Consider the following 20,193-nt stretch of genomic DNA (forward strand, 5'->3'; position numbering starts at 1 on the left):
GTTGCATCACAAATCTTGGGGGATTAAATGAATCACGAGGATGGCAGCCAATGAGAATTCTGACTGGGAGCGCCTTGGTTACTGGCCGGTAGCGGGACTGCTTTTATGAATTCGCTTGCATTGCAAGAGGGAACGATCGTCCTGGACCCCTTCGCCGTCCGAATCATCCTTGGTTTGGTGACCTTGGCACTGATTGTCATCTCGTGCGTTACGTCGCAACGGAAACGCACCCCTTACGCCGACTGGTGGCGGGCGGCCCTCTTCCTGTTTTTCGTGGGAAACGCGGCTTTCCTGTTGAACAGCACGCCTTTCCAGTGGTGGGCCAATCCTGTGGGTAAATCCTTGGTGGTGGCCGGCGCCTTCTGTGTCTGGGCGGGAGCCCGCACCCTCCGCGACCGACAGGCCGCCTTATGGCAGCTGCTGCCTGGACCAGTGCTGGCCGGAGCGGCCTCCATTCTGGATGACCCAGCTTCAAGCGTGTGGTCAGGCGGGGTGGCTTATCTGGCAATGACCACCGCCGGAATCTCTTTTGCCGCAATTGAACTGTGGTTTACACAGTCGGCCCGGTCCAGAATCACCAAGTTTCTATCCATCATGGCTGGGCTGACAGCCGCCTATTACCTGATGCGCACGCTTACTTACATTCTGTACGGTGCTGAAAGTTGGCTGTTCCGGACATATTTCGGTTACGCTCCTGCCGCCTTGATCCACCTCATGCTGCTGGTAGCGGTGTCATCCACTATGAACACCCTGAGCAACAGGCAACTCATCCGGCGCCTTCGCGAGCGCGCGGACCGCGACCATCTGACGGGACTGCTCAACAGGGGCGCTTTCCTGGACCTGGCTGCCCGGGAACTTGCCCGCTCTTCGCAAGGCCGCGGCGCTGCTTTGATCCTGGCCGACCTGGACAACTTCAAGGCCGTCAACGACGAACACGGACATTCGGCCGGGGACGCCGCCCTCCGGGCCTTCGCCGAGGCCAGCTCAGCCGCCGTCAGGTCAACGGACCTCATAGGACGCTACGGCGGGGAGGAGTTCATCCTTTTCCTGCCGGGAGCCTCTCAGCAACGGGCCGAGGCCATTGCCTCGGACATCAGCAACCGCCTGGCTGCGATGGAGGGCACGGACGGCCTGCCCTTTCCGACGGTCAGTTACGGTGTCACGTCCACGGGAACCGGGGATCCTGACCTGGCGTTCATGATCAACGTGGCAGACGCCGCCCTGTACAGCGCAAAGGCCCAGGGCAGGAACCGGGTTGTGGGAGCAGACCCCTTGGACGCTGAATCGGCGGAAGATAGGGCAACACCGTAGTAGATGGTCACACATCGACTCCGGTGAGCGGCACGCACCCGTGAGTGCGTCCCGCTCACCTTCCTAGCAGGCAGTCGGTTCCCCGAACGGCAATGCGGTTCCTGCTATGCGCCAGAGCGAGCCGTCCCAATGCATCGCATACTGAATCCGCCAATTTGAGCATGTCTGGCCACTCCTGCCATGGGCCGGGTCCTGGATGGTCTGAAGGACTACATTGGCGTTCAGGTCATCCGGGGACTGTGTATTGGTGACGTTGTAGAGCTCGGCCTTGGTCCAGTAGGACGAACCCAACCCTTCGCTCCATTTGACCGAGTCTCCAAAGGTCGCTTGGAGTTCGGGGGTGAGAATTTTGAAGGCCGCGGCGTATGCGCCCTGGTTAATACCTTGCCCGTGAAGAATCAGGCTCTGCCCTACGCTGCGGGCCTGATCGTGATTCGCCGACACAGTGAACGGAAAGAACCCGGAACCCGGTGCCGGCGCGTTTCCGCATTCGTCGAAGGCCACAGGTGCGGACCGTGATTTCCATTCGTCTACAGCCGCTGAAACACGGGGTGCTGTTACTGCATAAGCGATGCCTTCTGCCCGGCCGTTGCCTTCGGGTTCTATGGTGACCACTACACCGGAAACCTTCCCGTCCTGGGTGATGAGCGGCCCTCCACTGTTCCCGTGGTTTATGGCGGCGTCTGTTTGGATAAGGTTCGGAAGAGTCCGGTCACCGATGTGTTGTTCGACGTCGAGTGCGCTCACCGTTCCCCTGGTCAAGGTGAACGGATGACCCAGGGGGAATCCGAGTGCGGCCACATCGCTCCCGACTGGGGGCTCGCTGCTTCGTAGTTGAAACTGATGGCCTTCCACAGGGCTTCGGGTTTTAACCACCGCGATGTCCGCCACGTCATTCTTGCCGAGAACCGTGGCATCTACGGAGGTCCGGCCGAAGGCGATGCTGATCGCGGATGCGTCACGAACAACATGGGCGGCTGTGACCACCAGATCCGGTCCCACAAGGAACCCCGTACCCGTGTAACCGGCGTCGCACGTAGTGACGGTCAGCTGCCCCACGCCCGACTGCACTTGGGCAACCACGTCAGGCCAAGTACTTGGCTCAGGAGACTTACTGGTGCCGGTGTCGGCGGCAGAGCTTCCGTTTGGGCTTGGCGTGCTCGGGGAAGGGGTGGGGACTTCTTGTCTGGTTGCTTGTGATGTAGAAGTTTGAGGGGACGGACTGGAGCCGGCGTTACAGCCCGTTGTCAAAAGACACAGGCTTATGGACGCTATGACAGTGCAGCGGACAAAGGGGTTTGGGGTGCTGTTCATCAAGGACCTCCTGACGCTGAGGGCGAGCAGCGGCATGAGCGGGTTCCCGTTCTGGATCGCTCCTGCAACTGCGCCCTCAAAAGAAAAGTCGGGTAAGCCGCCGTCGTAAGGGAGTGATCATGGAATGGATATGCGAGACCCATGATGCAAACCGACGGCCGTTTACTCGACTCGTGTTTCCCAGCAAGCACATCGTAACTCCGGGAAAGCCGGCCAAGGAGAAACCGCCACGCCTTAGGCCTAGGCTGAAGCTGGCAAGATTCCCAGCCCACGACGGAGGAAAACCATGACAGAAGCAACCACCCATTCACGTGCGCAGCAGTTGAAGGCCCTGCATGAGGCCCCGGAAATCCTCAGCGTTGTCAACGTCTGGGATGCCATCAGTGCCTCCACAGTTGCGGCCCTTCCAGAGACGAAGGCCATCGCGACGGCCGGCCATTCGATTGCTGCTGCCTACGGCTACGCCGATGGGACCATGCCGCTGGATGTGGCGCTCAGCGGCGTCGAGAGGATCGTCAAGGCTGTGGATGTTCCGGTCACCGCAGATCTCGACGACGGATATGAGGACCCAGCCGAAACGATCCGCCGGGCCATTGGAATCGGGGTAGTGGGCGCCAACGTCGAGGACCGCCTGCGGCCCTTCGACGAAGCCGTTGCCCGCGTTAAGGCCATCATTGAAGCAGCCAACGCAGAGGGCATCCCGTTCCAGCTGAACGCACGCACTGACGCGATCGTCCGCGGCGGCGACCGCCCGGTCAAGGACAGCCTCGACGACGCCATCGCGCGTGGCCGGGCATTCCTCGACGCCGGTGCTGCCTTGGTTTTCGTGCCGGGCGCACTGAACCGTGAAACCATCGAGCCCTTGGTTGAAGCCTTGGGACACGGAAAGCTCTCCGTGATTGGCGCACCGGGAGCCCTCCCGGCGAACGAATTGCAGGAGCTCGGCGTTGCCCGCGTCTCCTACGGCCCGTTCACCCAGCGCGTAGCTTTGCGGGCCCTCCAGGACCTGGCCGCTGACCTGTACGGCTCCGGTGTGATCCCCGCGGACACCCCGGCTTTGAACTAGCAGCCACTCCCGCCCGGTCCCGCTGGCAAAAACCCGGCGGGACCGGTCAGGAGCCTGCCCGCGTGTCGAAAGCCGCTGCCGATTCCCGGAGAAGACGTGCGACGGTATCCAGCGGCAGGCTCGTTGCCCTCCGCCGGTCGAAACGGCGGAGGGCAATGTGGCGGGTGCCCAAGCCAGGCACGTCCAGGATGTCCACGTTGTCCTGGACCACCCCGGTCAGTGCCAAGGTGGGAACAATCGCGACGCCCTCACCGGCGGCAACCAGGGCGAATGCCGTGAGTGTGTCCTGGTACTGATGGACCGTCTCTATGCGGGCACCGGTGGTGTGGCGAAGGCGACCCAGCACGGCGTCATTGGCTGCAGACGGCTCCACTCCGAGCCAGGGCAAGTGCAGCCGGCTCAGGTCGATGCTGTCCGTGGCGAGCAAGGATCCGGCCGGCACCACCAACTTCCACGGCTCATCAAGCAAGGGCTCCTCGACCATTCCGGCGGCGAGCGGATGCTGCACCGCCGCGGCCGAGTCCTGCTCGATCACTACGGCGTCGAGTTGTCGTTGCCTGAAGAGCCGCATGAGCGCCGGAAAACTGTCCTCGACGATCCGGATCTGCAACTCGGGGTACAAGCCGCGCCACTCAGGCAGCCGCGGAATCACCACCGTACGCATGAAGCTGGTGAACCCACCGATGCGCACCATCCCCGCTACCTGGGCCTCGCCCTGCATACGCGCACGCGCAACGTTGAGCGCCCGTTCGATCTCTTCGCCTGCTTCTGCCACCGCCAGTCCGGCCGGCGTCAGGACAGAGCCCTTAGGGGTTCGCATGACCAAAGCCTGTCCCGCTTCGCTCTCAAGCTTGCTGAGTTGCTGGGACACTGCCGATGGTGTGATCCGCAGTTCATCGGCAGCGGCAAGAACGCCTCCAGTGCGTGCTACGGCAAGGAGAACAAGCAGCCGGCGTGGGTCCATCTCCATGTTAAGAAATCCTAAATACGGGATTCAGCGGAATGCAATTGATCTAAAGAAGAATCTCCAGCAATATCTATCTCAGAGCTGCTGTTCAGTCCAACGAAGGACGAGCCAGGGCAGCCTCAAATCCTTAAAACTTACGCCGCCGGCAATCCCAGCCGGGCGCTTCATCCTGAAAGGAATCCGATGGAACTGCTGTGGGAAATGACCGGTTGGGCTGGCGCTGCTGCGATGCTCGGTTCTTACCTGTCGGTGTCCATGGGTTGGTTGAAGCCGGGCATCAGTTTCCAGACAGCGAACCTCTTCGGATCATGCGCCTTCATCATCAATGGCACGCTGCACGGAGCCTGGCCGTCGGTAGCCACCAACGTGGCGTGGTTCCTCATCTCAGCGGTGGCGCTGCATCGCCTGCGCACCAAGCAGGAGGCCGTCGTCGTCGACATCACCGAACGAACCTCAACGAATACGGGCACCCTGATGATCGTCCAGGCGCCCCAGCCGACCACCAACTGCGCGTAGGCCACAAAAAGTAACCTCCCGGCGTCGTACCAAGACGTGGCGCAATAGTCTGGGCCGTAACACGCGACCCAAAGGAACGCCATGCCCAATCCAGACCGTCCGCTCCGCAACCTCGGATTTCTCACCATTGGACTGTTCGATCCCGCGGACCCGGCCGCTGGTCACCAGTCCACACTGGACATCATCGAGCTGGGCGAGCAGCTCGGCTTCGACAGCGCGTGGCTGCGGCACCGCCATCTGCAGTTCGGCATCTCCTCCCCCGTTGCAGTGATGGCCGCTGCAAGCCAGCGCACGTCCAGGATCGAGCTCGGCACCGCCGTTACTCCGCTGGGATGGGAGAACCCGTTGCGCCTCGCTGAGGATCTGGCCACCGTGGACATCCTCGCGGGCGGACGCATCAATCCCGGGCTGAGCGTGGGCGAACCCATGAACTACGACACCGTGAAGCACGAGCTCTACCCTGACTCCGCGGACGTGGAAGACTTCAGCTACGCCCGCGTGGAACGGCTGGCCCGGCTGATCGCAGGTGAGAAGGTCCGGGAGTTCTCCGGTAAGCAGGGCGTCGTGGAGGAATTCTCGAACCGGGTGGAGCCGCACTCCCCCGGGCTGCGGGACCGTCTTTGGTATGGGGCAGCCAGCCTGAAGTCGGCCCTGTGGGCCGGTGAGAACGGCTTCAACCTGCTCTCCAGCAGCGTGGTCTTTCCCTCCCCCGATGAAGAGCCGAACTTCGCCCGCGTCCAGCAAAACCAGATCCGCGCCTACCGTGAGGCCGCCGCGGCGCAGGGGCGCAAGCCAGCGCGGGTCTCGCAGGGACTGGTGGTCATCCCCACCGATTCCGCATCCGCAGCGCAGCGGGAGAAATACCAGCGCTACGTCGATGAGCGCACGCCCCGCACCAGTGCGCCACAAGGACCCAAGGGCATGCTGTTCGCCAAGGACCTTATTGGCACCAGTGAGCAGATCGCCGAGCAACTGTACGCGCACGCCGGATTCCAGGAAGTTGACGAGGTCGCGTTTGCGTTGCCTTTCAGCTTCGCCCACGAGGACTACGTCCAGATCCTCACCGACATTGCAGGCACCCTCGGCCCAGCCTTGGGATGGCGCCCGGGAAGCTAGTCCACGAACTCCGACTGGGTCTGGATGAACTCCCAATCCGCGTCCGTGAGCACTCCGCTCACCTTATCCGGATGCGGACCGCCCGCCTCGGCAATGTGCTGCAGCACCTGCAGGGGAAGTTCGTCGGCACGCAGGTTCTCGCGCAGCCACTCCTTGCTGTCCAGGTGCAGATCGAGCCACCACATGTAAATTTCCATCGCAGACCGCCTTCCTTGGGATTAACCGTAGGCCCGGGCAAACAGTGTCTACAAGAGCCCCTTGTGGCGGACCTTGCGGAGGGCCACTCTGTACGTAGAGGCCTCCCAAGGGGTGTCCCGTCGTAAGAGGATCCGCGATGGATTGTGACATCGAGCTGGAAATCGACGCCGGCTCTGCACGCGGCGAATACACGGTGCACGTGGTCCGTGCACCGGCGGGAGGGCACGCTTCGGGGGAGTTCAGGCTGGATGTGGACCGCGTACTGGAACGGCTTTCCCAGCTTGAGGCCACCGTCCTCGCCTCAGCCGTCGCAGCCCGACGGACCGCCCCGGTAGCCGAGATGGCCGTCCGCGAAGTAGGCCAGGATTTGTTCCAGGCCCTGTTCACCCGTGAGGTGTACGGAACGTACCGTGCGAGCCTGGGAGCGGCCCAGCATGCGGGGCAGCAACTCCGGGTGGTACTGCGGCTGGCTGCGCCCGAGTTAGCCGCGATGCCGTGGGAGACGCTGTTTGATCCCGAAACGGAAACCTACTTGTGCCAAACCGAACCACTGCTCCGGCACATCCCGGCCCCCGACTACAACCAGAATCCCTTGGACGTGGCTCCCCCGCTGCGCATCCTGGGAATTGTTGCCTCACCACGCGACCTCCCGGCCCTGGATGTCGCCACGGAAAAGGACCACCTCAGCAGGGCGTTGGCCGGTCCGGCGTCGGAGGGGCGGGTGGAATTGGTCTGGGCAAAAAGCGGCACCTGGGACGACGTGCAGTCCTTGCTGCTGGCCGGCCCATGGCATGTGGTGCATTTCGTGGGCCACGGCGACTACGATTCCCGAACTGACGAGGGCCGGATCGCGCTGGTCGGGCCCGACGGCAGGGCGGCGATGGTCCGGGCCGTCAGGCTCATGGCGCTGCTCAGCGTCGCATCCCCACGGCCACGGCTGGTGGTGCTCAACTCCTGTTCGTCGGGTGAAATGGGACAGTCCGACCTGTTCTCCGGGACCGCATCCGCGCTGGTCAGGAGCGGGATCGGAGCTGTGGCCGCCATGCAATTCGCCATTAGCGACTACGCGGCCATAGCCTTCGCCCACGGCTTCTACGCCGCCATAGCCAACGGCCGGACTGTGGACGAAGCCGCCCGCGTAGGCAGGATTTCGGTGATGGCCAGCCCCGACGGCACCTTGGAATGGGTCACCCCCGCCCTCTATGTCCGTGGGGGTTCCACCCAACTGTTCACGCTGACAGGATCACCACGCGCCGCTTCCAACACGGAAGGCACGACGACGGCACGCGGCCCAGACGGTCAGGCAGCAGCTTCCACTGCTCAGCCGGCGTTGGCCGGCCAGACACAATCCAGCGAGACACTCGCCGACGCTGAGCGGGCGATGAAGCGCGCCCAGCTGCGCGCCCTTTACGTGCAGGCGTCGGCGGAACTCCGCGCACGGCGTTTTGAGCAGGCCGTCGAGTTGTTCGAGGATCTCCTGACCCTTGAACCCGGATACCGGGACGCTGCCGCGCTTCGCGACCATGCCCGGCAACGATTGGAGATGGCCAAGGTCTACCGATCGGCCCTGGAAGCGGAGGAATCCCGGGATTGGTTGGCCGCAGCCGACGGTTACGCCGTGGTCCAAGGCGACCCGGAATTCCCGGAAGCAGCCGCCCGCAAGCAGGACTGCGAGCGTCGGCAACGTATTTCTGACCTGCAGGGTGAGTTGCGCTACCACTCCTCCATGGGTGCCTGGGAGACGGTGCTGGACGTATCCGCCGAGTTGGCCACGGCGGACCCGGCTTCGGCGGACCCTGACGGACTCGCAACCGCTGCGAGGGTTGAGATCGAGAAGAAGCAGCATACGGACACGCCCAAGCCTGCCGTGCCAGAGGTCGCAGCGCGCGGTTCGTACACGGCTGCATCTCAGGCCCCAGCGCAATCCCACGCCCCGGCACCCAACCGGGTCCCGGCGTCGAGCGCTGCTGTTTCCGGACCCCGCACCAAGGCCGCATCGCCGCCGCTGAACTGGATGCCACTCGCGTGGGGCGGTGCCGCACTGGCGATAGCGGGCGGGCTCGGGGCGGGCTTCGCGGTCTACTTCCTCTGGTTCGACGACAACTACTGGTACGAAAGCGGCGGCGACGGTTCGCTCAGGGTTCTCTACGGTTTGATCGCACCTTTTGGATATCTCATGTTGGCGGTCGCCGGCCTTCCTGATCGCACCGTGGTGGGCCGCGTGGTCATGGCTGGCTTAGTGGTTTCGCACGCGGTGTTTGGATTGGCTGGCCTGAACTACGCGGTGGAAGCTACGGCCGTCTACTCCAGTCTCCTCGTTGCCGGCCTGGGAATTTGGGCAGGGATCCTTGCCCTGCGTTCCCCGCCCCAGCGGACCCTGGGCTGGCTGTTGTTGCTGGCCACGGCAAGCATCCCGCTTGTTTGGATCCAGGACAAGGGGACCTTCCTGGAGGAGTGGTACCGGACGCACGCCTACTTTGCCTTCGTGCAGCTCCTGGTTTTGTGCGGAGCCGGCATCGGATTCATGGTCGCCGCGCGCCGCCTGCGTGGGCTTTACGGGAAGGGTCAGGAACATGAGCCGGTTGGTTGAGTTCACTACGGACGACGGCGGCACGGTGGTTGTGGAGGTGGCGAGCTCCGCGGGGAGCCTTGTCACCAGGGGCGGGGACCACGCCGGCGATTCCTCGGGTGTGTTCGCGAGGGCACAACAGACGTTTGAGCGGGCGTTGGCGCATGTCAGGCCAGCGGTCCAAGGGGTGATCGATGAGTTGCTGAGCCTCGAGAACCGGCCGGACGAGGTGAGCGTCGAGTTCGGAATCGACCTTCATGCGGAAGCGGGAGCTTTCATCGCGTCGGCCAGCACGGCATCGAACTTCAAGGTGCGGCTTACGTGGAACAAACCTGCCAACCCCAGCGCCGCCAGCTAGGCCGTAGTTGGGGGACCGGTGCCCTGTTCAACGCCACCCAGCGGCGTAACAATAAGGGTATGGCTGCGGAAGATTTCAGCGGACCGATTCCCTTGGTGGTGGGAGTGCTGCCGGACCAGCATGTGGAGGTCCTCCAGACGGCACGGACCTTGGCCGAACAGCTCGGCGTGCCGCTTGTCTGTGCGTACGTGGACGAGGCCAGCTACCTCGTCGAGTGGGATCCAGCGCGTGACGCGCACCGGATGTCGTTGCACCCCGAAAAGGACCAGGCCGACGTCGAGGCCGTTCGCGGGGACCTGGGCAAGGTCATCGGCGAAGCGCTGGACGGGGGAACCGCCGAATGGACCCTGCGTCTCCTTGCCGGTGATCCTGCCCGCGCCCTGGGTCGGCTCGCGGAGGACATCAAAGCGTCGATGATCATTGTGGGTACCCCTGAGCCTGGTTTGGGGCACCGTATTTCCGAGGCCCTCAACGGTTCGGTTGCAGCCTGGCTCAGCCATCACCAGCGCCGCCCGGTGCTGATCGTGCCCCAGAAAAAGAGGCAGGAAGCGGCCCATCGAAACTAAAGCGAAAGTACTTATTCGAGGTGGTGGCAATGGCGTCCCGGGCCACGTAGAGTAATTACTGCAGGACGGCGAAAGCGCCTGCTCAAAGGCTGCTCCGGAGTGCGTATCCCCCAATAACGCACTCCGGAGCTTTTTGTTTAAGCCCGGGTTTCTTCCCGCGCCGCCACCACCTTCTTTCACGCACAAACGGCCCCGACACACCCTTTTTAGGCGTGTCGGGGCCGTTGAGTTCTCAATGTTGGTGGGGGCGGCACGGCTCGCAGTATGAAGAGCGCGACGCCGGAAGTCACCTTGTACCTGGGAACCTCACCTCACGAAGGTGTACAGCAGCGCCGCCATTCCGAAGCCCACAACGGAGAGCACCGTTTCCAGCACGGTCCACGTCTTCAGGGTGTCCTTGACGGACATGTTGAAGTACTTGGAGATGATCCAGAACCCGCCATCGTTCACGTGGCTGGCGATGATGGAGCCCGATGAGATGGCCACGACGATCAGCGCGAGCTGAGGCTGGGAGTAGCCGGTAGCCAGGCTGGGCGCCAGGATGCCGCCAGTGGTCACGATTGCCACCGTTGCCGAGCCCTGTGCGATGCGCATCCCTGCGCTGATCACGAAGGCGGACAGGATGATCGGCAGGCCGGCTTGGGACAGCGAATCCGCCACCGCCTTGCCCACACCGGTAGCCGACAACACCGCTCCAAAGAATGCACCGGCACCAACCACCAGCAGGATCATGCCAACGGGCCGCAGCGATGATCCCGTGATTTCACTTAGCTCGGCTGAGGTCATGCCACGGCGGATGCCCAGCAGCCACATGGCCAGAAGGACGGCGACGGTGAGTGCGATTGCCGGGTTGCCGAAGAACTGGAGGATGTCCCGGAAAACACCGGCCGGGGCGAAGATGTTGCCGAACGTGCCGCCAAGGATGAGGATCATGGGCAGGCCAATAGCCAGCAGCACCAGGCCGATGGACGGCTCCTTGCCCTTGGCAGAGTCCGACTCGGGAACGATCCGGTCCTCAGGGACGGATACCATGACGCGCCTGCCGATGTAGGTGCCCCACAAGATACCGGAGGCGAACCAGGCCGGGATACCGCAGATCAGACCCATGAGGATGATCCAACCAAGGTCCACGTGGAACAGCCCGGCAGCAGCCACAGGACCGGGGTGGGGAGGGAGGAAGGCGTGGGTCACGGACAGGCCGGCCAGCAACGGCAGCGCATACAGGGCAAGCGACTTACCGCCACGGATCGCGGCAACATAGACCAGCGGTGCCAGGACGAAGATGCCGATGTCGAAGAACACCGGGATACCCAGCACGAAGCCGGTGATGCCCATGGCAAGCGGGGTACCTTTTTCACCGAAGATCTTCACGAGCCTGCCGAGCAGCACTTCCGCGCCGCCGGACCGTTCCAGAATGGCGCCCAGCACGGTACCGAGACCGATGATCACGGTGATGTGGCCGAGGATGCCCGCGAAGCCCTTCTCAATCAGGGCGTCACTGCTCTTGGTAGCCGAACCGACCAGCGCCTCCACGGAGATGCCGCCCACCAAGGCCACGATCACGCCCGTTCCCACCAGGGCGATGAACGGCTCGAGCTTGACCTTGATGATGAGGAACAGCAGAAGGGCAATGCCTGCACCCGCCAGGAGGAGCAGGCCGGCGGTGTCGTGCCGCAGCCATTCAAGGAATTCATTCATGGGCGTATCTTTCTGGGTGAGTCCTACTTGAGGGTGCCGGTGAAGGCTGCGGCACGCGCCGCGATGTCTGCCCAGTCGCCTGCGGCAACTGCCGCGGGCGGGACTACGCTGGTGCCGCAGCAGACTGCGGCAGCACCGGCGTCGAGGTAGCTCTTGGCGTTGGAGGCATCGATGCCTCCCGAAGGCAGCAAGCGGATCCCGGGGTAGGGGCCCTGCAAATCCTTCAAATACGCCGGGCCGAGCTGCCGGGCGGGGAAAATCTTGACGGCGGCCGAACCCAGGTCCAGCGCCTGTGCCACTTCGGTGGGGGTCATGGCGCCGAGGCTGAACGGGATCCCCGCAGACGTGGCGACGGCGGCCACCTCGGGCCGAAGGCCTGGCGTCACCAGGAACTGCGCGCCGGCGTCGATCGCTGCACGGGCCTGGTCGGCGGTCATCACCGTTCCAATTCCGACGGCGGCACCGTGCTCCGCTGCGGTCTCCGCCGCACGCTTGACGTGCTTGAGTGCATCCGGGGTGGTGAACGTCAGCTCGACACTGCGGATGCCGCCGTCGGCCAATGCCCTGCAGAGATCCGCGGCGTCGGTGATGGATGGTGCGCGGACCACTGCCAGGGTGCGGTCGGCTTCAAGCTGTTCGAGGAATTGTTCAGGTGTCATTGTTGTCCTTCTCGGGTGAGGCCGTCGCGGCTGCGACGCAGGGCGCGGCCGGCTCGGGCGCCGGTTGCTTTGCCGCCGTCGATCGCTGCCGTGCCGTTGACGAAGACGTACTGGACGCCGCTGGCGGCTTGGCGGGGGTTCTCGAAAGTGGCTTCGTCCCGGATGGTTTCCGGATCGAAAAGCACGACGTCGGCCGCGTAGCCTTCGCGGACCAGTCCCCTGTTGTGGAGCTTGAGTCGTGCGGCAGGCCGGCCACTGAGATGATGGACCATTTCCTCGAGGCCCAGCAGTCCCAGATCGCGGGAGTAGTGGCCGAGGTAGCGGGGGAACGTGCCCCACGCGCGGGGGTGTGGCTTGGCGCCGACCAGAAGCCCGTCACTGCCGCCGGTGTGTGTGCGGTGTTTCATGATGGCCTGCACGTTTTCTTCGTGGCCCACATGTTGCAGGATTCCGGTGCCGAGGCGGTCTTCGGTGAGGATGTCTGCGAAGACGTCGAAGGGCTCCTGATGCGTTTCCGCGGCGATGTCCCTGATGGTCTTGCCCACGTAACCGGCGAGCGCCGGGTTCTGGACGCCGCTGATTTCCAGGGTGTCCCACTCGGCAACCACCCCGTGACAGCCGTCGGATCCGTAGATCTCCACAGCCTCACGGATGCGAGCCCGGGTTTCCGGATCTGCCAGCCGCGCCAAGGTGGCATCGGTTCCGCCGGACGAGGCCCAACTGGGGAGGATCGCGGAGAGCGTGGTGGCCCCGGGGAGGTACGGGTAGGTGTCCAAGGTGATGTCCACGCCTTGGTCCAGGGCTTCATCGATCAGGTCCAGGAGCTCCCCTGCACGGCCTTTGTTCTCCGCGAAGTTCATGGTGGCGTGGGAAAGATGCAACGCGCAGCCGGTGTCGCGGCTCAGACCGATCATCTCGGCGTAGGCGTCCAATGCACCCTTGCCGTAGGAGCGGTGGTGCGGCGCGTAGAAGCCACCCAGCTCACCTACTGTCCGGCAGAGCCCGGCGAGTTCTTCGGTCTGCGCGTACATGCCCGGGGTGTAGGTCAGCCCGGAGCTCATGCCCACGGCTCCGTCCTCCATCGCCGTGCGGATGACGTCCTGCATCTTCTGCTGTTGCTCCGGGGTGGGATCACCCTCGGCGAAGCCCATGACCATGGCCCGGACAGTTCCCTGCGGGACGAGGTAGGCGGCGTTGGTGGCGATGCGGCCACCAACTTCTTCGGTGTCGAGCCGGTCCAGGTACTCGCCCACGGTCCGCCAGTTCCAGTCGAAATCGGCAGGGTTGTCGTTCCAGGCGGCAATTTTCTCCCGGACACCGGCCAGCGTTGCGTCATCAACCGGCGCATAGGACAGTCCGTCCTGGCCCAGCAGTTCCGTGGTGACGCCCTGGCTGAGCTTGGCGTAGTGCTCCCTGTTGACCAGCAGCTGCAGGTCCGAGTGCGCGTGCATGTCGATGAAACCGGGGCTGAGGACCAGTCCTGTGGCATCGATGACACGGTCCGCGCCGGTTTCCCCGGCGGTGAGGGTCCCGGCGTCGACGATCGCGGCAATCACCCCACCGTCCAACAGGATGTCTGCGGGGCGGCGTTCCGCTCCCGTTCCGTCCACCAGGGTGGCATTGCTGATCAAGGTCTTCATGGCGTCCTAGAAGAAGGTATGGATGAGGTCGACGACGGTCTGGTCGCCATTGGTCCGGGACGAGCCTGTGTCAGCCAGAACCGGGATGACGGTCCACTTATCGAACGCAGTGCACGGGTGGGAAAGGCCCAGGCGGACGACGTCGCCGGGGCGGACGGTGGTGGTGTTGGCGTCGAAGGTCATGAAGGAATGCTGGTCGTTGACCGAGGTGATTTCTGCGCCAACCAGGGGTTCCATGGCACCGCCAAGCACGGGTCCGATGAGCTGCGGCTCGGGCAGTCCTTCGTCGAACGGAAGGTCGCGCTTGCCGGCGTCGAGGATGGCCAAGCCGGGCTCGGTCTGCGAAACTACGCGGGCCCAACCGTACATTCCGGCTGTGAAAGGCTGGTCGCCTTCCCGGGAAAAGGGCGAGATTCCGCGGTAGAAACCGTCGTCGTGGATGATGTAGGCGCCGCTGCGGATCATGAGGTCCACTCTCGGTCCACCGGTTTCGGCCCCGGCGCCGATGCATGGGGACAGCACAGTGACGACGTCGTCAAAGTACGCGCTGCCGCCGGCAGTGAGTATCACCGAGTCGGTGCCGTACAACCCGTCTGCGAGCAGTTGCTCGTGAAGCAGCCGCATCTGGGCGAGGTAGCCGCGGACGGCGGCCAGGCCGGCGTCGTCCGCTGTGTGCGCGAGTGAGCCTTCATAGCCGCTGACACCTACCAGGCGCAGGTTGGGCGAGGCCGAAATAGCGCGGGCCACGTCCATGGCAGCGTCCACACCGCGTGCACCCGTCCTGCCGCCGTGGGCACCGAGCTCCACCAGGACATCCAGCACGGAATCGCTACCGGCGAGGGTTCGATTGATGACGTCCACGGTTCCCAGGGAGTCGATCCAGGACAAGATCGTGGAGCCCTGGGCAGCGACCCACTCGATGGCCCGTGGGTCCGTGAGGCTGTTGGCGAGCTGCAGGTTCCGGACACCAAACCCGCGGGCCACGCGAAGCTGCGCAAAATTGGCCAGCGTGATGCCCCATGCGCCTCGGTTCAGCTGCTCGGCCCAGAGCTGCGGGGCCATGGTGGTCTTTCCGTGCGGGGCGAGCAGCACGCCTTTTTCGGCGCACCAGTTCGCGAGGCGGTCAGCGTTGGCTGTCAGCGCGTCGGCATCGAGTGTCAGCAGCGGCGTTTGGAGGTCGGCCAGCGTGTGTTTGGCGGCGAGGAACTCCGCGTGGGTGGTCCCGTTTTCGCTTGCCGGCACGGCTTTGTGGCGCCAGTCGAGCCGGCGCTCGGCCAAGGATGCCACGGCGGTCGCCGAGATGGCTACGGAAGTGTTCACGCGTTTCGTTCCCTTCGCGGTGCTGCGACAGTGCGGCTGTGGGATAGTCGCCGCCGATTCTTGCGTTGCGTATTTTGCAACGCTGGTTGCAAACCTGATGGTGATATGTCTAACATGGTGGCGGATCGAGAGTCAAGGCCGCTTGGCGGCACGAACAAGTGCGGGAGAACGATGCTTTCAGCTGTATGCGTTGGCGAAACCATGGCCATGCTTACCCCTGTCAACGCCGTTCCGCTGCACCTTGCAACCGAACTGCACTTCGGGATTGGCGGCGCTGAATCCAACGTCGCCATGGGCCTCGCAGCCATGGGCCTGGACACGCATTGGGTCAGCCGCGTGGGCCGCGACGGCTTCGGCACCCGCATCCTGGACGAACTCCGCGACCACTACGTTGGGGTCTCCGGCGTCGAGGTTGACCCCGTGCGCCCCACCGGCTTGTACGTCAAAGTGCCTGCCCAGGACTCGGCGTCCGACGGCGGCAGCTCAGTTTTGTACTACCGGCAAGGATCTGCGGCCTCAGCGATGGGACGCGACACGCTCTCCAACCCTGACGTGTCCTCACTGCTGGAGAACGCAGCACTCATTCATTTGAGCGGGATCACCGCGGCTCTATCCCCCGAATGCCTCTCGCTGCTGGAAGCCATCCTGAGCGCACCCCGGAACGGCCGCACCATCAGCTTCGACGTCAACTGGCGTTCCGCCTTGTGGGCCGGCCAGGACCGCTCCGTCCTGCAGCGATTGGCCAACCTGGCCGACGTAGTGCTGGTCGGTAAGGATGAAGCCGAGCACGCCTTCGGCACCACCGACGAAGCCGAACTCCGCCGCATGATGCCGGACCCGGACGTCCTGGTGATCAAGAACGAGGCGATCAGTGCCATCGCGCTCACCCGTTCGAGCGCTGACCTGGGCGGCACCCGGGAAGAGGTCCCCGCACTGTCGGTCGCCGTCGTCGAGCCTGTAGGCGCCGGCGACTCGTTCGCCGCCGGTTACCTCAGCGGCATGCTGTTCGGACTCGGCCAAAAGGAGAGCCTTCGCCGCGGCCACGTCGCCGCGGCCTGCACCCTGACCGTCCACGGCGACCGCGGCCCGCTCCCCGACGCCGCCCAGCTCGCAGCCATCCTCGATTCTTCGGATGACGCCTGGGCTGCTATCCATGTTGAAGACGGACAATTCAGCAAACGGAGCGTGACACCTTGAGCCAGAGCCTCATGCGGGCCATCGACCTGCTCGGCGAACTCGCCGCCAAACCTGCAACCCTGGACGAGCTCGCGTCCAAGGCCGCCGTGCACAAGACCACCGTGATGCGGCTCCTGCACGCCATGGAAGAGAAACGTTTCGTGGTCCGCGACGAGGACCAGCGCTTCATGCTCGGCTCCAAGCTGTTCGAGCTATCCTCGCTGGCGCTGGAGCAGCGGGACATCCGGAAGGTCGCGCATCCACACCTGGCCGAGCTCAACGGAAAAACCGGGCACACTGTGCACCTCGCAGCCTTCGAAGGGAACGAGGTGGTGTACATCGACAAGTTCGAGTCGCACCACCCCGTCCGCATGTACTCGCGCATCGGCCTGACAGCATCGCTGCACTCGGCCGCTGTGTCCAAAGTCCTCCTCGCCGACATGCCGCGCTCCCGGCAGGAAAAGATCGCCGCGGGGCTGGACTACGTCAAAGTTACCGAGAACACCCTGACCTCGCCGGAGGCCTTGCTGGCCGAACTCGAGCGGGTCAAGGAACAGGGCTGGGCCCACGACAACGCCGAGCACGAAGCATTCGTGCACTGCATCGCGACCCCCATCCGCGATGCGAGCGGCGCCGTCGTGGCCGCAGCCTCTTGTTCGGTACCGGTAGTGATGCTCAGCTATGAAGGCCTGCTTGAGCTGCTGCCCGACCTCAAAGCCAGCACCGAGGCCATCTCCAACGACCTCGGCTGGATCAGCCACGAAAGGAACTCAGCATGAGTGAAAAGACCGTAGTACTGACCGAAAACGCCCCTGCCCCGGCGCACGTATTCTCGCAGGGCATCAAGAAGGGCGGCATGTTCCAGGTTTCCGGCCAGGGCCCCATGGACCCCGCCACCAACCAGTACATCGGCGAGGGCGACGTCCGCGTCCAGACTCGTCGCACCCTGGACAACGTCAAGGCCATCCTCGAAGCCGGCGGATCCTCCGTTGAAGACGTCCTCATGTTCCGCGTCTACCTCACCACCCGCGACGACTTCGCCGCCATGAACGAGGTCTACGGCGAGTTCATCAAGGAGAACGTCCCCAGCGGCCAACTGCCCAGCCGCACCACGGTGTTCGTGGACCTGCCGCACGAGGTCATGCTCGTCGAGATCGACGCCCTGGCCGTCACCGCCTAGCATTTCCCCGTCGCTGCCCCGCTGTTCCGTTGTTGCCCAACGACGCCGCAGCGGGGCAGCAACGTCCGACGGCGGCACTCACCGTCAGGAAGGCACGCGCCTGGACACCACCGACGTCGGGACCGCCGGAACCCGCTGCCGTTTGGCGAACACCCTTGCCCGCTGGCTCGACAACGCCAGAAGCACCAGGATGTCCGAAGCCAGACCGGACAGACCGGCTTCAAGGGTGAGGTTGGCGCTCCCACTGAAGTAATCGATCGCCTGCACCGTGATGGACACGGAGCTCAGACCCATGGCAATCACCCGCGCTCCGTTGCTGCCGAGGAAAATCCGCCATGCAAGGAAGACTTCTCCGAGTCCGAAGAGCAGCACGATGACCGCTACGGTGACCAGTGCCGCCGTCGTGGTTTGTGGATCAGTTGACGCGTCATCGAAGGTGACACCCTCAATGTTGCCACCCGAGGTCAGCAGGGTAAGCGCCAACACAAAGGCCGCAAGGGACCTGGCCACAACCAAGGCCGTGCCCACCATGATGGGCGCGGGCCGCCTGTCGCGGCTGTCGGTCTGGCGGGGCAGTTGATCGGTGGGCGCCCGGACGCTGCGGGCGTCGACAATGGGAAGGTCGCCGTCGGTGGAGATCGAATCGCCGCCGCCGTTGCGCGAGTGGTAGCCGGTGGAAAAGTCCTCGATGACCTGCACCTCAACGGCCGGCGACGCAGCCGAAACTGTAGAGACAATGTGGTCCCGTTCCACGTCAGTGTTCTGCTCGATCTTGTGCGTAACCTGCAGCGTGAACAATGAAAAGCCCACGCTGCGGTCGTAGGTGCCGGCGGCGAGCCAATCGACTTTGTGCCCGCCCGGCAGGAGCCATCCTTCGGGGCAGCGCCAGAAACGGACATGGTGGCGTTTGCCCGGATTGTTGTCCACTTCCTGCTGGTAGGCGAAGTCCTGCTGGCGGTCGAAAAGGAAGAGGGGGCTGACCGGCGCCTCGGTGTAACTCTGCCGGAAAACAGTGGAACTGATGATGCGGCGGCTGCTGGCGAAGGTGACGTCGTCGGCCATGGTCCACCCGGCGGCCCTCATGATGGCGTGGATCTGGGTTTCGGCGCCCAGCAACGCAACGTTCACGGGATCACCCAACAGCCCATCACTGGTCCTGGCGCGTCCAATAAAATACCCGGGAACGTAGATGGTGGTGAGGATGCGGTGCAGGCGCGGCAAGAGCAGGTACGCGAGGAACGCCCAGAAAACGACGTAGAACCAGACTTGGCCCCACCCCAGCTGAAAGCTTTCGCCCACGAGCAGGAAGGCGAGCCAAATAGCCGCCGCACCGCCCAGGATGAAAAACGCGTGATCCAGCCGGCTGTCGGTCACGTTGAGGCGTGGTGTCTTAGCCATGCAGCTCCCCCTTTTGCTACTTAAGCTTCGGGGTTGGGGCTGGGGTTGTACATGGGGTAGGCGGGATTAAGCTCTCATTGGGCTATCGACGAGCAGCCTGTTGTTCTCGATGAGCCATCCAACTGACTCGTGCACCGCTTCCTCCGGTTCGTACCGCGGCGCGTAGCCCAGCAGCGCCTTGGCCTTCTCGATGCTGATGCAGTGGTTGCGGGACAAATGGGCCCAGCTGGTGTCGGCGTGTTCGGGCGTAGTGGTTTTGCGGAAGTCCTCCCAGCTGACCATCTCCGAGTTTGGCTCTTGCCCGAACCACGACGCCGCAATTTCCAGGTAGCCGCGAACCGTCAGGGCGGACGGAGCAACGATGTTGAAGTCCTCCCCTGCTGCCGCTTCGCGTCGCTGGATGGCTTTCTCGAATGCCTGGGCGAGGTCGTCGGCGTGGACGTGGTGCATCAATTCGGTGCCACTTCCCGGAATCCGGAGGGGCTGTCCGGCGGAGACCCTTTCCCAGACCGCGGGATCGAAATTCCCCAGCGGGCCTACCGGATGCCAGCCCGGCCCCACAATGTGTCCTGGGTGCAGCGACGTGGTGACCAAACCGCCGTCGGCCGTTTCTTCCTTCAGCATCCGGGCGATGTCGCGCTTCTGGATGCCGTATTCATCCAGCGGCTCCGCGGTGGAATCCGACACCTCTGAGATGGGCAGCTTCCGGCTCGCGCCATAACGCCAGATGGACCCGCAATGCAGCAGATGCCCCACCTCGCCGCGGAGCCGGTTCACCAAGTCGGTGGCTGAGTCGAGCGTAAAGCACATCAGGTCAACAACGACGTCGGCACTCAAGTCCGCGATGCGGTCACCAAAAGTGCCCTCCCGGTCCTCCCGCGCGCGGTCCGCGGTGACCTGGTGGACGTGCTGCCACTCGGGGGAATCCGTGTAGGGCGTACTGGTGCCGCGGCTGAGGTTGACCACTTCATGTCCCCCGCGTACCAGCCTGGGAACGAGGAACGAGCCGATGTGGCCACTGCCACCGATGACGACGATTTTCATGGTTCTCCTGCGCTGGGTGGGGCGTGGGTGTTCACTGTACGTGACCGGATCTTGGCGCGCGATCCCCCGGTCCATTCGCCATCGGTTCACTAGGGTG

General features: G+C 63.9%; 20 protein-coding genes. 11 read left to right on the forward strand and 9 right to left on the reverse strand.

The window, feature by feature from the left end; genetic code table 11:
* Positions 1-105: 105 nt before the first annotated feature.
* Positions 106-1,311 carry a GGDEF domain-containing protein gene (locus J2Y68_RS10555; RefSeq protein ID WP_309993046.1) on the forward strand — a complete coding sequence of 402 codons (1,206 nt, stop codon included), beginning with the start codon at positions 106-108 and terminating at the stop codon, positions 1,309-1,311.
* Between the two features lie 63 nt (positions 1,312-1,374).
* On the opposite strand, the gene J2Y68_RS10560 is transcribed toward J2Y68_RS10555, so the two are convergent.
* Complete coding sequence (locus tag J2Y68_RS10560) at positions 1,375-2,394, reverse strand: S1C family serine protease (protein WP_309993048.1); 1,020 nt, start codon at positions 2,392-2,394, stop codon at positions 1,375-1,377.
* 181 nt (positions 2,395-2,575) lie between these two features.
* Here J2Y68_RS10560 and J2Y68_RS10565 point away from each other — a divergent pair, with 181 nt between their 5' ends.
* Together J2Y68_RS10565 and J2Y68_RS10570 are read left to right on the forward strand one after the other, a co-directional pair.
* Positions 2,576-2,734 (forward strand): hypothetical protein, encoded by a 159-nt coding sequence (locus J2Y68_RS10565; protein WP_309993049.1) that lies wholly within the window; start codon positions 2,576-2,578, stop codon positions 2,732-2,734.
* Between the two features lie 177 nt (positions 2,735-2,911).
* Positions 2,912-3,691, forward strand: a complete 780-nt coding sequence (locus J2Y68_RS10570) for an isocitrate lyase/PEP mutase family protein (protein WP_309993051.1) — start codon at positions 2,912-2,914, stop codon at positions 3,689-3,691.
* A 46-nt stretch (positions 3,692-3,737) separates the two neighbouring features.
* On the opposite strand, the gene J2Y68_RS10575 is transcribed toward J2Y68_RS10570, so the two are convergent.
* The gene (locus tag J2Y68_RS10575; RefSeq protein ID WP_309993053.1) at positions 3,738-4,661 is read right to left on the reverse strand and encodes a LysR family transcriptional regulator; all 924 of its coding nucleotides are present in this window, start codon (positions 4,659-4,661) and stop codon (positions 3,738-3,740) included.
* Positions 4,662-4,841: 180 nt separating this feature from the next.
* Between J2Y68_RS10575 and J2Y68_RS10580 the strand changes: the two genes are divergently transcribed.
* Positions 4,842-5,174, forward strand: a complete 333-nt coding sequence (locus J2Y68_RS10580; RefSeq protein ID WP_309993056.1) for a CBU_0592 family membrane protein — start codon at positions 4,842-4,844, stop codon at positions 5,172-5,174.
* Positions 5,175-5,255: 81 nt separating this feature from the next.
* Positions 5,256-6,290, forward strand: a complete 1,035-nt coding sequence (locus J2Y68_RS10585) for an LLM class flavin-dependent oxidoreductase (RefSeq protein WP_309993059.1) — start codon at positions 5,256-5,258, stop codon at positions 6,288-6,290.
* Here J2Y68_RS10585 and J2Y68_RS10590 read toward each other — a convergent pair.
* A complete protein-coding gene (locus J2Y68_RS10590; RefSeq protein WP_309993062.1) occupies positions 6,287-6,487 on the reverse strand; it encodes a hypothetical protein in 201 nt (66 codons plus the stop codon). The genes J2Y68_RS10585 and J2Y68_RS10590 overlap by 4 nt on opposite strands.
* 137 nt (positions 6,488-6,624) lie before the next feature.
* On the opposite strand from J2Y68_RS10590, the gene J2Y68_RS10595 reads away from it, so the two are divergent.
* From J2Y68_RS10595 to J2Y68_RS10605, 3 genes are read left to right on the forward strand one after another with little or no spacing between them, the layout of a single operon-like run.
* Complete coding sequence (locus J2Y68_RS10595) at positions 6,625-9,078, forward strand: CHAT domain-containing tetratricopeptide repeat protein (protein WP_309993065.1); 2,454 nt, start codon at positions 6,625-6,627, stop codon at positions 9,076-9,078.
* Positions 9,062-9,415: a CU044_2847 family protein gene (locus J2Y68_RS10600; protein WP_309993067.1), complete on the forward strand. Its 354-nt coding sequence runs from the start codon at positions 9,062-9,064 to the stop codon at positions 9,413-9,415. The genes J2Y68_RS10595 and J2Y68_RS10600 overlap by 17 nt, the downstream gene beginning before the upstream one ends.
* Positions 9,416-9,474: 59 nt before the next feature.
* Positions 9,475-9,981, forward strand: a complete 507-nt coding sequence (locus J2Y68_RS10605; protein ID WP_309993070.1) for a universal stress protein — start codon at positions 9,475-9,477, stop codon at positions 9,979-9,981.
* A 306-nt stretch (positions 9,982-10,287) separates the two neighbouring features.
* Here J2Y68_RS10605 and J2Y68_RS10610 read toward each other — a convergent pair whose 3' ends face one another.
* Genes J2Y68_RS10610 through J2Y68_RS10625 form a run of 4 tightly spaced genes read right to left on the reverse strand, consistent with a single transcriptional unit; the run spans position 10,288 to position 15,298 of the window.
* Positions 10,288-11,679 carry a GntP family permease gene (locus J2Y68_RS10610; RefSeq protein WP_309993072.1) on the reverse strand — a complete coding sequence of 464 codons (1,392 nt, stop codon included), beginning with the start codon at positions 11,677-11,679 and terminating at the stop codon, positions 10,288-10,290.
* A 23-nt stretch (positions 11,680-11,702) separates the two neighbouring features.
* Positions 11,703-12,338, reverse strand: a complete 636-nt coding sequence (locus tag J2Y68_RS10615) for a bifunctional 4-hydroxy-2-oxoglutarate aldolase/2-dehydro-3-deoxy-phosphogluconate aldolase (RefSeq protein ID WP_309993075.1) — start codon at positions 12,336-12,338, stop codon at positions 11,703-11,705.
* On the reverse strand, positions 12,335-13,978 hold the full coding sequence (locus J2Y68_RS10620; RefSeq protein ID WP_309993077.1) for an N-acyl-D-amino-acid deacylase family protein: 1,644 nt from the start codon (positions 13,976-13,978) through the stop codon (positions 12,335-12,337). The genes J2Y68_RS10615 and J2Y68_RS10620 overlap by 4 nt, the downstream gene beginning before the upstream one ends.
* A 6-nt stretch (positions 13,979-13,984) precedes the next feature.
* On the reverse strand, positions 13,985-15,298 hold the full coding sequence (locus J2Y68_RS10625; RefSeq protein ID WP_309993079.1) for an alanine racemase: 1,314 nt from the start codon (positions 15,296-15,298) through the stop codon (positions 13,985-13,987).
* Between the two features lie 171 nt (positions 15,299-15,469).
* On the opposite strand from J2Y68_RS10625, the gene J2Y68_RS10630 reads away from it, so the two are divergent.
* From J2Y68_RS10630 to J2Y68_RS10640, 3 genes are read left to right on the forward strand one after another with little or no spacing between them, the layout of a single operon-like run.
* Positions 15,470-16,495, forward strand: a complete 1,026-nt coding sequence (locus J2Y68_RS10630; RefSeq protein WP_309993082.1) for a sugar kinase — start codon at positions 15,470-15,472, stop codon at positions 16,493-16,495.
* A complete protein-coding gene (locus J2Y68_RS10635) occupies positions 16,492-17,253 on the forward strand; it encodes an IclR family transcriptional regulator (protein WP_309993084.1) in 762 nt (253 codons plus the stop codon). The genes J2Y68_RS10630 and J2Y68_RS10635 overlap by 4 nt, the downstream gene beginning before the upstream one ends.
* The gene (locus J2Y68_RS10640) at positions 17,250-17,654 is read left to right on the forward strand and encodes a RidA family protein (protein WP_309993087.1); all 405 of its coding nucleotides are present in this window, start codon (positions 17,250-17,252) and stop codon (positions 17,652-17,654) included. The genes J2Y68_RS10635 and J2Y68_RS10640 overlap by 4 nt, the downstream gene beginning before the upstream one ends.
* An 84-nt stretch (positions 17,655-17,738) precedes the next feature.
* On the opposite strand, the gene J2Y68_RS10645 is transcribed toward J2Y68_RS10640, so the two are convergent.
* A complete protein-coding gene (locus J2Y68_RS10645; protein WP_309993090.1) occupies positions 17,739-19,052 on the reverse strand; it encodes an LssY C-terminal domain-containing protein in 1,314 nt (437 codons plus the stop codon).
* Positions 19,053-19,118: 66 nt separating this feature from the next.
* Positions 19,119-20,096: an NAD-dependent epimerase/dehydratase family protein gene (locus J2Y68_RS10650; RefSeq protein WP_309993092.1), complete on the reverse strand. Its 978-nt coding sequence runs from the start codon at positions 20,094-20,096 to the stop codon at positions 19,119-19,121.
* Positions 20,097-20,193: the final 97 nt, after the last annotated feature.

Origin of the sequence: Paenarthrobacter nitroguajacolicus, from assembly GCF_031455195.1 — a bacterium.
GTDB classification, from domain to species: Bacteria; Actinomycetota; Actinomycetes; order Actinomycetales; family Micrococcaceae; genus Arthrobacter; species Arthrobacter nitroguajacolicus_D.

Coding starts and splice junctions, on each gene's coding strand:
- J2Y68_RS10555 (WP_309993046.1), top strand. CDS start 106: ATGAATTCGCTTGCATTGCAAGAGGGAACGATCGTCCTGGACCCCTTC.
- J2Y68_RS10565 (WP_309993049.1), top strand. CDS start 2,576: ATGGACGCTATGACAGTGCAGCGGACAAAGGGGTTTGGGGTGCTGTTC.
- J2Y68_RS10570 (WP_309993051.1), top strand. CDS start 2,912: ATGACAGAAGCAACCACCCATTCACGTGCGCAGCAGTTGAAGGCCCTG.
- J2Y68_RS10575 (WP_309993053.1), bottom strand. CDS start 4,661: ATGGAGATGGACCCACGCCGGCTGCTTGTTCTCCTTGCCGTAGCACGC.
- J2Y68_RS10580 (WP_309993056.1), top strand. CDS start 4,842: ATGGAACTGCTGTGGGAAATGACCGGTTGGGCTGGCGCTGCTGCGATG.
- J2Y68_RS10585 (WP_309993059.1), top strand. CDS start 5,256: ATGCCCAATCCAGACCGTCCGCTCCGCAACCTCGGATTTCTCACCATT.
- J2Y68_RS10590 (WP_309993062.1), bottom strand. CDS start 6,487: ATGGAAATTTACATGTGGTGGCTCGATCTGCACCTGGACAGCAAGGAG.
- J2Y68_RS10595 (WP_309993065.1), top strand. CDS start 6,625: ATGGATTGTGACATCGAGCTGGAAATCGACGCCGGCTCTGCACGCGGC.
- J2Y68_RS10600 (WP_309993067.1), top strand. CDS start 9,062: ATGAGCCGGTTGGTTGAGTTCACTACGGACGACGGCGGCACGGTGGTT.
- J2Y68_RS10605 (WP_309993070.1), top strand. CDS start 9,475: ATGGCTGCGGAAGATTTCAGCGGACCGATTCCCTTGGTGGTGGGAGTG.
- J2Y68_RS10610 (WP_309993072.1), bottom strand. CDS start 11,679: ATGAATGAATTCCTTGAATGGCTGCGGCACGACACCGCCGGCCTGCTC.
- J2Y68_RS10615 (WP_309993075.1), bottom strand. CDS start 12,338: ATGACACCTGAACAATTCCTCGAACAGCTTGAAGCCGACCGCACCCTG.
- J2Y68_RS10620 (WP_309993077.1), bottom strand. CDS start 13,978: ATGAAGACCTTGATCAGCAATGCCACCCTGGTGGACGGAACGGGAGCG.
- J2Y68_RS10630 (WP_309993082.1), top strand. CDS start 15,470: ATGCTTTCAGCTGTATGCGTTGGCGAAACCATGGCCATGCTTACCCCT.
- J2Y68_RS10640 (WP_309993087.1), top strand. CDS start 17,250: ATGAGTGAAAAGACCGTAGTACTGACCGAAAACGCCCCTGCCCCGGCG.
- J2Y68_RS10645 (WP_309993090.1), bottom strand. CDS start 19,052: ATGGCTAAGACACCACGCCTCAACGTGACCGACAGCCGGCTGGATCAC.
- J2Y68_RS10650 (WP_309993092.1), bottom strand. CDS start 20,096: ATGAAAATCGTCGTCATCGGTGGCAGTGGCCACATCGGCTCGTTCCTC.